This is a genomic window from Psychrobacter sp. 1Y11, from assembly GCF_052259045.1.
Classification (GTDB): domain Bacteria; phylum Pseudomonadota; class Gammaproteobacteria; order Pseudomonadales; family Moraxellaceae; genus Psychrobacter.
In genome coordinates, this window is the sequence record NZ_JBQQER010000005.1 from 191,966 (window position 1) to 204,097 (window position 12,132).

General features: G+C 44.1%; 11 protein-coding genes. 5 read left to right on the plus strand and 6 right to left on the minus strand.

The features are described from left to right. Nucleotides 1-18 precede the first annotated feature (18 nt). A complete protein-coding gene (locus ACTXGJ_RS06455) occupies nucleotides 19-843 on the plus strand; it encodes a CPBP family intramembrane glutamic endopeptidase (protein WP_443565406.1) in 825 nt (274 codons plus the stop codon). 97 nt (nucleotides 844-940) lie between these two features. Here ACTXGJ_RS06455 and dusA read toward each other — a convergent pair whose 3' ends face one another. From dusA to ACTXGJ_RS06470, 3 genes are all read right to left on the minus strand, one after another. Next, nucleotides 941-1,912, minus strand: coding sequence for a tRNA dihydrouridine(20/20a) synthase DusA (gene dusA / locus ACTXGJ_RS06460; protein WP_443565408.1), 972 nt, complete (start codon nucleotides 1,910-1,912; stop codon nucleotides 941-943). Between the two features lie 181 nt (nucleotides 1,913-2,093). Continuing rightward, a complete protein-coding gene (locus tag ACTXGJ_RS06465; protein ID WP_443565409.1) occupies nucleotides 2,094-3,395 on the minus strand; it encodes an MFS transporter in 1,302 nt (433 codons plus the stop codon). 141 nt (nucleotides 3,396-3,536) lie between these two features. Next, nucleotides 3,537-5,240 (minus strand): phospholipase D family protein, encoded by a 1,704-nt coding sequence (locus ACTXGJ_RS06470; RefSeq protein ID WP_443565439.1) that lies wholly within the window; start codon nucleotides 5,238-5,240, stop codon nucleotides 3,537-3,539. Between the two features lie 447 nt (nucleotides 5,241-5,687). On the opposite strand from ACTXGJ_RS06470, the gene ACTXGJ_RS06475 reads away from it, so the two are divergent. The 4 genes from ACTXGJ_RS06475 to ACTXGJ_RS06490 all read left to right on the plus strand — a co-directional run bounded on the left by ACTXGJ_RS06475 (nucleotide 5,688) and on the right by ACTXGJ_RS06490 (nucleotide 9,605). Continuing rightward, nucleotides 5,688-6,974 (plus strand): O-succinylhomoserine sulfhydrylase, encoded by a 1,287-nt coding sequence (locus ACTXGJ_RS06475; RefSeq protein WP_443565410.1) that lies wholly within the window; start codon nucleotides 5,688-5,690, stop codon nucleotides 6,972-6,974. Between the two features lie 134 nt (nucleotides 6,975-7,108). Then, on the plus strand, nucleotides 7,109-7,438 hold the full coding sequence (locus tag ACTXGJ_RS06480; RefSeq protein WP_443565411.1) for a YbaB/EbfC family nucleoid-associated protein: 330 nt from the start codon (nucleotides 7,109-7,111) through the stop codon (nucleotides 7,436-7,438). Between the two features lie 151 nt (nucleotides 7,439-7,589). After that, a complete protein-coding gene (recR, locus tag ACTXGJ_RS06485) occupies nucleotides 7,590-8,183 on the plus strand; it encodes a recombination mediator RecR (protein WP_439242484.1) in 594 nt (197 codons plus the stop codon). A gap of 108 nt (nucleotides 8,184-8,291) precedes the next feature. Further along, complete coding sequence (locus ACTXGJ_RS06490; protein ID WP_443565412.1) at nucleotides 8,292-9,605, plus strand: ribonuclease D; 1,314 nt, start codon at nucleotides 8,292-8,294, stop codon at nucleotides 9,603-9,605. Here ACTXGJ_RS06490 and ACTXGJ_RS06495 read toward each other — a convergent pair. From ACTXGJ_RS06495 to ACTXGJ_RS06505, 3 genes are all read right to left on the minus strand, one after another. Beyond that, entirely contained in the window at nucleotides 9,595-10,284 is a 690-nt protein-coding gene (locus tag ACTXGJ_RS06495; protein ID WP_439242480.1) for a lipase family alpha/beta hydrolase, read from the minus strand. The two genes, ACTXGJ_RS06490 and ACTXGJ_RS06495, sit on opposite strands and share 11 nt — an antisense overlap. A gap of 127 nt (nucleotides 10,285-10,411) precedes the next feature. Next, nucleotides 10,412-11,248 carry a UDP-2,3-diacylglucosamine diphosphatase gene (locus tag ACTXGJ_RS06500; protein ID WP_443565413.1) on the minus strand — a complete coding sequence of 279 codons (837 nt, stop codon included), beginning with the start codon at nucleotides 11,246-11,248 and terminating at the stop codon, nucleotides 10,412-10,414. Nucleotides 11,249-11,303: 55 nt separating this feature from the next. Beyond that, nucleotides 11,304-11,816: a peptidylprolyl isomerase gene (locus ACTXGJ_RS06505; protein WP_025647344.1), complete on the minus strand. Its 513-nt coding sequence runs from the start codon at nucleotides 11,814-11,816 to the stop codon at nucleotides 11,304-11,306. Nucleotides 11,817-12,132 lie beyond the last annotated feature (316 nt).

Sequence of the window (12,132 nt, forward strand, 5' to 3'; positions counted from 1 at the left end):
TTTTTTGAGTCATTATATATGTCGAAATCTGCAAACCTACCAGACGCGATCAAGCAAACAGCAAAAGCGCCGCCGCTATTTTCTTTATGGGAAGCTTTAGCGCTGCTAGTAGGAATGGTGTTTGCTTTTTTTGGCAGTCAGCTATTAGGTATTTATATCGCTGGTAAGCTATTATTACCCTCCACTAAATCACAAACGGCGGCTGATTTATTTTATTTTGCTAGCGGCGATGGCACGATCGTTAGTAGCTCGATTGTCTTTAGCGGTGTATTTTTGAGCGCTTTAATAGCGCCTATCATTCGCTTAAAAGGCGCGCAAGTCAGCGATTATTTAGCGCTCAAGTCGTTCTCACTAAAAGTCGCTATCGGCAGCTTTGGGCTACTATTACTGTTTATGATTGGTAGTCAAGCGCTGACATACTGGTTGGATAAATCCCCTTCGCTGTTCGTTGATCCTTTGTATGCTTCAGTCAGCTCGGTATGGCTGTTGATTATTGCGATGGTAGTGATTGCACCTATCTATGAAGAGCTGTTGTTTCGAGGCATTATTTGGTCAGCGCTCAAAGAGCAGTTTGCCATAAAATTTGATAAAAGAGGGCTATCGAAAGCTGAAGGCCTAGCACAATCAGAAGCGCACGGCGCACTGATGGCAAGTCTGATTACTAGCTTAGTATTCGCGATTATGCATCTGCAATATGGGCTCTATGAGATCAGCACTATCGTCGTGCTCGCCTTTATATTTTGTTATGCGCGCTACAAGTCGGGCTCGCTCCTATTGCCGATAGCTCTACATATCTGCAATAACGGCTTGGCGATGTGGCAGTATCTAGCGCAAGCTGCTTAACTTGATGCGCGTTTGTGACTGATTTATGCTCTAGCATTAACGAATGCTAAGGGTAGTTTTTATCAGCTGATAAGTTTTTAGGCGTACGTAGCGATACTTAAATTCCAGGATTTAGCGCGAGCACTTCTGTGGCGGCTCGTTCAATATCCTCAATGGTCAAACTGGGTTTACCACTTAAAGCCTGTCGCCACTTGCGCGCGCCATTCAAGCCTTGAAAGAGGCCTAAATAATGCCGCGCCATCGTCGGTAGCGCTTCGCCAAGCTCGATTTGCTGACGCAGATAAGGGTACATCTCAGCCAAGATATCAGAGCGTTTTGGCGCAGGCTCGCCCCATAAGCTATTGGCCTCTGCGAGCAGATAAGGGTTTTGATAAAAAGCGCGGCCGATCATCACCCCATCGATGTGCTCTAGGTGGTCTACGATATCTTGTACGCTTTCGATACCGCCATTGATCTCGATATCAAGCTCAGGAAATTCTTGCTTAAGCCGGTAGACATCCTCATAGCGCAGAGGCGGTATTTCGCGGTTTTGCTTTGGGCTGAGACCTTGTAGCCAAGCGGTACGAGCATGGACAATAAAGCGCGTACAGCCCGCCGCTGCCACTGTCTCAACGAACTCCTTCATAAACTCATAACTATCAAAGTCATCGATACCGATGCGATGTTTGACCGTTACCGGAATATCGACCGCCGCTTGCATATGCTTAACTAAGCTTGCAACGGTATCAGGTTCCGCCATCAAGCAAGCGCCTATCTTATTGTGCTGTACTCGATCGGAGGGGCAGCCGACATTGATATTGACCTCATCATAACCATGCTGCTGCGCAAATTCGGCGCACTGGGTCATATCCGCGCTATCTGCACCGCCTAATTGCAGGACAATAGGGTGTTCGCGGTCATCAAAACGCAAGTGACGCTCGCGGTTACCATATATGATCGCCCCCGTGCTAATCATCTCCGTATAAAGATAAACGTGAGGATTGAACAGGCGCGCAAAATAACGGTAGTCAGTCGTTGTCCAGTCGATCATCGGCGCGACTGATAAGCGTTTGTTGGTCATATCTATCATAACTATAGAACTCTTTTTCAAAACGTTTTTAACTATTTGTTTAACAAAGCCTCTTGTTCAGCGCAGCCTTCATTTTAATAAAGCATTAGGGCCTATCTAACAGAGCTATATGCATTTTAAATTGAACTGATGGTAGCTTTTTTATTATCGGTATTATTCAAAGTTAAAGTGCATAGCGCCATTAAATCACTCGGTTAAGTTGTCTCGATTCTGGCAGATGATAAAAATACAAACCAACCATAATACTCATCGCACCGATAAAAGCGATATACAGAGCAGGTGAGAAGCTAATATAAGAGGTGGCATAACCCAGTGCAAAAGGCAAAAGTCCGCCCACGATTGCATACATCACATTATAAGATAAAGCAAGACCTGTGAGGCGTACGTTAGTCGGAAATAACTGTACAAAGATAGCTGGTATCATGCCCACAATTCCAGCAAAAAACCCGAGTAAAGCGTACATAATCAAGATGTAATCGCCACCGGTTTGCAGATGATAATAAAAGGCAAACATCTGGCCGATTAACAAAACCGAGCCAAAAACTAAAATTTTACCAAAATTTTCATAGTTGGACACAATGCCATAAAAGACACAGCCAAAAATCATAAACACAATGCCCAAGCTATGCGAAAAACCAAACAGATCACTATCCAAGACAAAACGTAACTCGATTAGGCTTGGCAGTAGTAAAGCCACTACCGTAGTGATGCTAGCAATCACAAAACTGAGCAAAAGGCCTAAAAAGATAGAGTGCTTGCAGTGCTTAAATAGTAAAGTGAGCGGCTGCCTGATCTCTTTTAAAGGTTTCCTTGCTTGCATTTCAATAAAAAAAGGTGATTCGTTAATAAAACGCCATGCAAGTAGGGGTAAAAGGCTTAACAGAGCAGCAGCAGCAAAGGGCACACGCCAGCCATAATCTAATAACTGAACAGGAGTCATCGATCCGTTTAGCCAGACAAAAAAAGCATTGGAGAATAATACGCCTAAAAAAAAGCTCGCCGTCACATAGCTACAGCCCACTGATAGATACTGACGCGGGACTTGTTCAGCAATATAAATCCAAGCCAAAGGCACATAAACGCCAAACGCCATCCCCTGTATCAAGCGCAAAAAAATAAATAAAATAGGCGCTATTATGCCCCAGTGAGCATAGGTTGGTAGTATCGCCATAGCTATCATACAAAGAGCAGTAGCAAGCATACTCATGAGTAATAAGGGCTTACGTCCCTTAATATCACCATAGCGGCCAAAAATAATACCACCAAGTGGGCGAGCTAAATAACCGATAGCGAATAACCCTAACCCTTGCAAACGAGTGACGCGAGGATCAATATTGGCTGGAAAAAAAGCAGAAGAAATATAATCTGCCATATACAAATAAATCAAAAAGTCAAAAAAAGTGATAGCGCTAGTCAAGCAGACAAAAATCACCATGTTTTTATCTTTACCAGACATAAGCGCATATTGAGGGCGAGAGGGCATGGTCGGTTTTTTTCCATATACAAGCAAAGCATTACAACGGTCATCACCATAACCGTCGACGATAAATAAAAAGTCATGATTGAGCTGAGATAAAATAGAGGGTAAATAAAAAAAGTGTAGCAACTATAGGCTAGGGGATGTTTATAGCAGCCAATCAATAGGTAACCAAGACATAATAGTTAGCCAAATATGATCGGACAAATCCACCCGCGGTTCAGTCTCATAAACCTTCCTCTTACCGTTTTCCATAGTATGCCATTGCAAATGATTGTCATCGGTCAACTTGACTTCATAAGCTTGACTCAGTAAGTCATCACCGAGCGCTTCATGAAGTTGACGCGCTAGCTCATCATCATTGATGATAACGCCCATCTCCGTATTGATATTTGCTGAGCGCGGATCGACATTATAGGAGCCAATAAAGACTTGATGATCATCAATGGCAAAGGTTTTAGCATGTAAGCTAGTTGAAGATTGACTTCGCGCTTTCCACAACTTGTTTTCGCGATCTTCTTCACTGGCTGTGGATTTTAGCTCATATATCTTGATACCGGATTTGAGGAGCTTAGGTCGCCACTGGCTATAGCCAGAATGCACGGCGGTTACATCGGTGGCATCAAAAGAGTTGGTCAGTATCTTTATGCTGATACCAGAGTTGGCCAGATCTACTAACGTATCGACACCATCTTTGGTAGGCACAAAATAAGAAGAGATGATTGTCAGCTCTTTAGAAGGGCGTCCAAGCAAAGTCCGTAGCTGCTGCACCAAATTGGTATCTGCAGGAACAGACTTGGTAAGCTTACCCACATCGTCACTCAAAAACTGCATATCCGTCCAGCGAAAGGGAATGCGCTTATTCAATAAATCAGTATCGATAGAAGAGTCTTCAATCGCTGACTTATATACCGATACGCTACTTTGGCTATCGCTTTTCTCATTTTTATCAAGTTGATCAAGCCCTGCGATAAAGTCCGTAGGTCCATCTTTATCTAAAGTCACTAACGTCTCAATATCGTAAGAAATAGGCGCTGACCAATAACTGCCAAAGCTATTATCAATATCCGCGACCACTTTACCGATAAGAAGTACGTCTAAATCAGCAAATTGGCTGTTTTGATCGTTACTTAAGTACTCGTTACCGATATTGCGGCCACCGATGATAGTGATTTGTTTATCAAAAGTCATGCTTTTATTATGCATGCGCCGGTTGATACGCGGCAGACCAGTGACGAAGTTTAGCGCTTGAAACTTACGATGCATTAAAGGGTTAGTAATTCTTACTGCTATATTAGGATGACTGGAGAAACGTAATAACTGCTGATCAAGTGCGGCACTACTATTAAAGTCATCTATCAATAAGCGCACGATAACGCCGCGCTCAGCCGCTTCCCATAAGTCTTTTAGTAGTAGTTGACCGGCCTGATCGTCATGCCAAATGTAGTATTGAGCGTCGATATTACGAGTCGCCATATCGGTCAATATGCTACGAGAGGCAAAAGCATTGGCTCCGGTGACAATCGGATGATACCCTGATAAATCAGGATGGATTTTGTTTTGCTCACTAATAGCGGCGACTAAGTCAGTATTATTATCAGCATTGGCGGTATCATCGGTTTCAGTATTGACGTTGTCATCTTCAACACCTGAGTCCAAGCGTGAATTTAAAATATTTGACTCATCTTGATCTTTTATGCTGTTATTTGTATACATAGCATTAACCCGCTCAGATAGCGCTTTACTCTCTGCTAAGTGCGGTTGTTTCGGTAAGATTTGACAGCCAACTAAACTCAATGACAACCCAAGAGTAAGGCTCATCGTCAATTTACTAGAATAAACATCCAACATCGACATCATAAGGTGGCCTCAATGAACTCAAAAGATTGGCTTAGCGGTCTACTACCATGCCATTATTAGTAATACACAGTATCAGTACTGAATTAATGGCAGTATCCATTACAGTATTGAAGCAGTATTAATATGACTCTACACATAATCATATCGTGCTTAACAAGTATGTGAGTAATAACTAAAAAAGTTATACATTTTAGCAACTCGCACAAATATTTTTGCCAAGCTTAGCAGGTACAAGGGTATCTGCCTATAAAAAATACGTTAAATTTTTTAATTCGTAGCAAGGGCTTATGTACGACAAAGGCTTAAAGCCTAGTTACGAAAAAAAGCTTAGCAGATGTCTGAAAAGCAGAGGCATGATATGATATTGTGCAGTTTAAAACGATAACCAATAGCGGTATCTATCCTCCTTGTAGCCTCAATTTTCACTACGGAACACTTATGAGCCAATCGCCAGCACAACAAAATAGCAACGATAGTAGTTTGGATAATAACTGGCGCTCAGATGCTTTAGATTTGAGCCTTGATTATGGTATGCAAACCATCGCCGTACGTGCCGGACAACATCGCACCGATGAGGGTGAACATTCAGAAGCCATTTTTACGACCAGCTCCTATGTCTATACGTCGGCGAGTGATGCCGCCGCGCATTTTAATGGTACTAAGACGGGTAACGTTTATTCGCGCCATACTAACCCAAGCGTGCGCACCTTTGAGCGCCGCCTAGCAGCACTCGAAAACGGTGAGCGCGCAGTGGCAACCGCTTCTGGCATGGGCGCTATTTTGACCATGTGTTTGGCTTACCTAAAGACGGGCGATCACTTGCTGGCGGCCAATCAGCTGTTTGGGTCGTCCATTGGCCTTTTCAATAACTATATGGCCAAGTTCGGCGTCGAGGTCAGTTACGTTGATTGCTTTGACAATGACGCTTGGGCGGCAGCCGTACAGCCCAACACTAAGCTCATCTACTGCGAAAGTCCGAGTAATCCGCTGGCGCAAATCTGCGATATTGGCTTTTTGAGTGAGCTCTCAAAGGCCAATGATATCTTATTCGTTGTCGATAATTGCTTTGCGTCACCAGTGATACAGCGTCCGTTAGACTTAGGCGCCGATGTGGTCATTCATTCGGCGACTAAGTATTTAGATGGTCAAGGCCGAGTCTTAGGCGGCGCCTTAGTCGGTAGCGATAAACTGATGCAAGAGGCCTTTACCGTGGTACGTTCAGGCGGTATCAGCATGAGTCCTTTTAACGCTTGGGTATTTACCAAAGGGCTTGAGACTCTCAAACTACGCATGCAAGCCCACTGTAATAATGCCAATCAAGTAGCTGAGTTTTTGGTGAATCATCCAAACGTTAGCACCGTGCATTTCTCCGGTCTAAAAGATCACCCAGCGCACGAGCTTGCGACACGCCAGCACCATATGCCCGGCGCTTATGGCGCGATTATGGGTTTTGAAGTCAAAGTGACTGATTCTGATAATGGTACGCAAGATGGCAAAGCTGCCGCTTGGCAGGTGATAGATGCGACACAAATGATCTCTATTACTAATAATTTAGGCGATGCTAAGACGACGATTACTCATCCTGCGACCACCACTCATTTTCGCTTAACGCCTGAAGCTCGCGCTGAGGCAGGGGTCAATGATAGTTTAATTCGACTGTCGGTAGGGCTCGAGGATGTTGAAGATATCATCAAAGACTTGGCTCGCGGCTTAGACAGTTTATAAAGATAACGGTATAATTGGTTTGATACGAGCAGTTTTAGACGATTGGCTGATTTGCAAAGATACTCTATCTTAAACTGATACCCTATCTTACGCTATAGCCATCAATTTTTATTATAAAAGACAAAGAGATATTTATGAATATTCAAGCCTTGATGCAACAAGCACAAACCATGCAAAAAAAAGTCGAAGCCAATGTTGAGACGGCCAAAAAAGAGCTGGCCAATAAAGAAGTACAGGCAGAAGCAGGCAGTGGCCTCGTCAAAGTCACCATGACCGGCCGCCATGTGGTCAAGCGTTTATCTATCGACCCTAGTTTATTAGAGGACGAGCCTGATATGATCGAAGATCTTATCGCCGCCGCTATTAATGATGCCGTTCGTCAGGCAGATGAGCTATACGAAGAAACTATGGCTGGCGCGACCTCAGGTATGGGTCTACCACCAGGTATGCAAGGCATGTTCTAAGCGGTTATTCATTGTTGGATAACACAAAAAGCTTATAAATACTGACTTTAGCAGTCAATAGATGGGGTTGTTATCGTGATGATATGACCCCATTTTTATAACTGGAATTTAAGTTATAGAGTCCGTTTTATAATAGTGAAAGGATAATAATTTGCTTACTGTCAAATTCGATCAGCTGGTCAAGCAGCTGCGTATACTGCCTGGTGTCGGTCAAAAAAGTGCGCAGCGTATGGCTTTGCATTTACTCAGCAAAAAACGCCCGCAAGGTATGGCACTAGCCCAAGCTTTGGATGAGGCGATGCGTGAAATCGTTGAGTGTCAGCGCTGTCATAGCTTCAGTGATGAGAGTATCTGCCCGCTGTGTCAAGATCCAAGACGCGATAGCACTCAGCTGTGTGTGGTGGAAACGGCAGCTGATGTGATGGCGATTGAACAAACAGCTGGCTACCGCGGCCTGTATTTTGTCTTGGGCGGTCATCTATCGCCTATCGATGGCATTAGTGCCGATGATCTCAATATCGATCAGCTGGTCTGGCGGGTCAAAGAAGAGCCGGTAGAGGAGCTGATACTAGCGACAGGAACCACAGTAGAAGGTCAAACAACGGCGCATTTTATTAGCGAGGCGACCAGTCGCCATGTCAAAAAAGTCACTCGCCTGGCACAAGGGGTGCCGATGGGCGGTGAGCTTGAGTATCTTGATAGTATGACCTTAGGTCAAGCATTGCAAAATCGCTCTTTTTTATAAAAGCATCGTTTTGTGGTATTTTTTGAAATAAATAACGCTAGCCCAATTAATACTCTGATATTGTTATAATCGACTCATTAACTTTTCAATTTAAGCAGGTATCTGCCCGTGCCCAACCCTTCTTTAACTACGATAACAACTACGCAAGATGATATTTCTACTAATAATGGCTCTATAGTGACGCTCGATAATCAATCAGTCTCTGCGTCAAACGCTTTACCCTCCAAGCCAAACATTGATGCGCTACTAGATAGTGCCGATGAGCTGCCGGTAACTTGGATCAAAGAGCAATCCCAATTAGCTTCCGTCATTGCAGCGCTAGAAGGCTGCGGACGAGTGGCATTGGATACTGAATTTATCAAGCGCGATACTTATTATCCGCGTTTAGCTTTGGTGCAGATAAACGTGGGCGCTCATATCTATTTATTAGATGCCCCGCAGTTACAGTTGCAGGAGTTTTGGCAAGCGCTAAGCGCAGTTGAGGTTGCCATTTGGCACGCTTGTGGCGAAGATTTAGGTATTTTTTACTTACTATCTGATTGCCCGCCGCTGACTAATATTTTTGATACGCAAATTGCGCTATCGTATTTAACCGGTCAGTTGCAGATGGGCTACCAGCAAGCACTAGATGATCAGTTGGATATGCATATTGATAAAGAGCAAAGTCAGTCCGACTGGCTGCGTCGTCCGCTATCTGATGAGCAAGAGCAGTATGCGATAGATGATGTGCGTTTTTTGCCGGCACTGTATCTGAGCTTGGAATATGAGCTAAAAAAGCAAGGCTTGTACGAGTATGTCTGGGCCGATTGTCAGCTCTATGCTCAAGAGCTGTACGACTCCCAGCAGGTTGCCGATGAAGATATGTATCTTACTATGGCGGACTATCGCTATGACACGCAGCAAATGGCTATTCTGCAAGCGGTGGCAAGTTGGCGTGAACAGTTGGCACGTGCCACCAATCAGCCGCGCACCTTTGTGATAAAAAAACAAGCGGTACGCGAGATTATCACCGAAAAGCCTAAGTCTATGCGCGAGCTGGCGCACAAAACCACTATGCATCGTAGTATGCTCAGACTCTACGGAGAAGAGTTGCTAAATGTTATCAAAAAAGCAAAAGAGCAGCATCCGGCAGAGTATCCAGATCGCCTGCCAGCGCCTTATCGCTCCAAGAATAAAGCACTCGCCAAGGCTGTACAGCATGTGGTGGACAAGCAGTCAGAGAAGATCGGCATACCAGCAAATGTATTAATACGTAAAAAGTGGCTGCATCAATTATATGAAGTCATTGCTTATGATAAAGACTTAGCTGATCTGCCAGAGAGGCTACAAGGCTGGCGTCATGAATGGGTGACACAGACTTTGATACCTATTATTGAAGAGCATAAAACTGAGCTTAAGCAGGGCATGGGAGTTAAGGCTTAATCGTTCCGTGATTAAACCTACCGTGCTCTAAAAACCAGATCAACTGTTGCGTGACCTCTCTACTCATTAGCATGCCAGTATGAGTGACGGGCAAGATGATATGGTCAGTAGCGCCGGCAAGCTGAGTCTCAGTGACATACACTGTGCCGTCATGAGCTAAGCTTTTATCTTCTATGTCGCTATCAGCCTTGCGCAGTTTACGATTATGATAGTTCAAAATCGGCTGACCTAAGCCCTGCGCTTTATTACCCGCAATAACCCCAAGCTCAATATCGTCAGGCAAAGATGCAACTGTGCCGTCCAAAGCTTGCTCATATGATTTACCGACAATAAAAGGCACTAATCGCCAACTGTAATCACCACTGACGCTGCCCAAGTGGGGCGTACCTAAAGTGACACAGCGCCCAATGCGCCACTGCGGATAGTGAGCGACAAAATCGCGGATTATCAACCCGCCCAAGCTATGACCAACGAGATCGATTGGCTGATCAGGGTGATGATGACTCTCAAGCCAAGTGTTTAAGCGAGCGCTATTGGTTTTGATACTGTCGCGCATGCTGCGATAGCTGAATTGATGAGTATCAAACCCTTGTGCTTGCAAGCGTTTGGCCAGTGGCCGCATGACAAAGGCCACTTGATGTAGACCATGAATAAGGATAACGAGATTGTGTTTAGGCATATGGTTTGCTAGGGCGCGGTTAGTTTTAAATACTAGTTATTATAGCGGTAAGTTTTATAGGTAAACATTGTTATTAGGATAAGATTTGCCAAATAACGCACTCGTTACGCGTTTATGCTAGCTAGGTTTATACTGCGTATATAAACTCGACTAAGCTAAATTCAGCCTCTGCTGAGTGCGCCTCTGCTACAACCGCTCCAATTACTGCGCTGACTTTTGGCTGGCGCGTATCTGTATCGATATAACGCCAATCACCAAGCACATAACGAGTTTTGTTATTTAGCGTTGTATGGATATTAGGCCTATGTGTGTGCCCATGCAGTAGCGCGTCATTGTTAGCAACCGCTTGGGCGACAGATTGCTCATTAACGTCCATGATATAAGCGTCTTTGGTACGGTTATTGAGCTTGCTCTTAGCGCGGATGTTCTCAGCGATAGCTAAGCGCCTCGATAGGGATTTATTGAGTAAATACCATTTGCTCAAGCGATGGCGTATGACTTTACGGAACCATTGATACTTTTTATCATCGCTACACAGTGCGTCGCCATGCTCCAAGCGATACTTTTGTTCACCAACATCTAGGGCATAAGGCTCATCGATAAGCTCGCCGCCAAATAGATTGAGAAAACCGCGATCTAATAAAAAGTCACGATTACCATGCATGACTAATATCTCACAGCCATTCACTCGTAGCTGTTTGAGCTTAATGATTAATGGGGTTAGCCAATGCGCTTGTCTTTCGTCGTCTGTTAAGGACAGATAAACATCATCGCCAAGCCAAACCTCAAACCAGTCGCCTAAGATAAACAAGCGCTTAAGATTCGGCAAAGCGAGACAGTCATCAAGCAGCGCTAAAAAAGCCTGCACCAAGGCAGGCTCATCAAGCGATAAATGCAAATCACTAATCAAGACTTGCCGTATATCATGCGGGCGAGTGGTTATCAGATGATTAAAGGTTTGCATTTATGATTTTCCTAATTAGCTATCCTAAATAGAGGTCTATTCAGCTAGCGTTTGCTTATTGAGAAACGACTTTAGCAGAGTTGATAGTAATAGGCTCGTTTGGCACATCAGCATGCATACCGAAACGACCTGTTGCAACGCTGCGCATTTTTTCAATCACATCCATACCGTCGGTGACTTTACCAAATACCGTGTAACCCCAACCTTGCATATTTTTGCCCGAGTGGTTCAAGAAGTCGTTGTCTTTGACATTGATAAAGAATTGGCTAGTCGCTGAATGCGGGTCTTGAGTGCGCGCCATAGCGATCGTGCCTTTATCGTTCTTAAGGCCATTATCCGCTTCGTTTTCGATTGGTGCGTTGGTTTTTTTCTCATTCATCTGGGCGTCCATACCGCCGCCTTGAATCATAAAGCCATCAATAACGCGATGGAAGATAGTACCTTCATAATGACCTGAATTGACGTAGTTTAAGAAGTTTTCTACGGTTTTTGGCGCTTTTTCTTCATTGAGCTCAATAGTGATATCACCCATTGATGTCTCTAACTGTACTACTGGCATATCGCTCATGGTTGTCTCCTGATTGTTGGTGTTGGAAAATGAATTGGGCTGAGTGTCTGAAATCATTGTGTTATTGGTGCTGGCACAACCTAGTATAAACAAAGGGGCAAATAAGCTGGCAAACCCGAATGTTTTGATAGCATGCATAGATATTCCTTTTCGCTCATAAGAGGCAGTGTTAATTTAGAGGTCAGTCTAACGGCTTTTTTGCCTGATGTCATGTATCTAGCTGTTAATGAGTTTGCAAAAGCTGATAGAATAACGCAACTCTACCTTTATTCTTAATTTTATAATTATTTCAATTCAAGCCGCTAATAAATGGCTT

Coding starts and splice junctions, on each gene's coding strand:
- ACTXGJ_RS06455 (WP_443565406.1), top strand. CDS start 19: ATGTCGAAATCTGCAAACCTACCAGACGCGATCAAGCAAACAGCAAAA.
- dusA (WP_443565408.1), bottom strand. CDS start 1,912: ATGATAGATATGACCAACAAACGCTTATCAGTCGCGCCGATGATCGAC.
- ACTXGJ_RS06465 (WP_443565409.1), bottom strand. CDS start 3,395: ATGCCCTCTCGCCCTCAATATGCGCTTATGTCTGGTAAAGATAAAAAC.
- ACTXGJ_RS06470 (WP_443565439.1), bottom strand. CDS start 5,240: ATGTTGGATGTTTATTCTAGTAAATTGACGATGAGCCTTACTCTTGGG.
- ACTXGJ_RS06475 (WP_443565410.1), top strand. CDS start 5,688: ATGAGCCAATCGCCAGCACAACAAAATAGCAACGATAGTAGTTTGGAT.
- ACTXGJ_RS06480 (WP_443565411.1), top strand. CDS start 7,109: ATGAATATTCAAGCCTTGATGCAACAAGCACAAACCATGCAAAAAAAA.
- ACTXGJ_RS06495 (WP_439242480.1), bottom strand. CDS start 10,284: ATGCCTAAACACAATCTCGTTATCCTTATTCATGGTCTACATCAAGTG.
- ACTXGJ_RS06500 (WP_443565413.1), bottom strand. CDS start 11,248: ATGCAAACCTTTAATCATCTGATAACCACTCGCCCGCATGATATACGG.
- ACTXGJ_RS06505 (WP_025647344.1), bottom strand. CDS start 11,816: ATGAGCGATATGCCAGTAGTACAGTTAGAGACATCAATGGGTGATATC.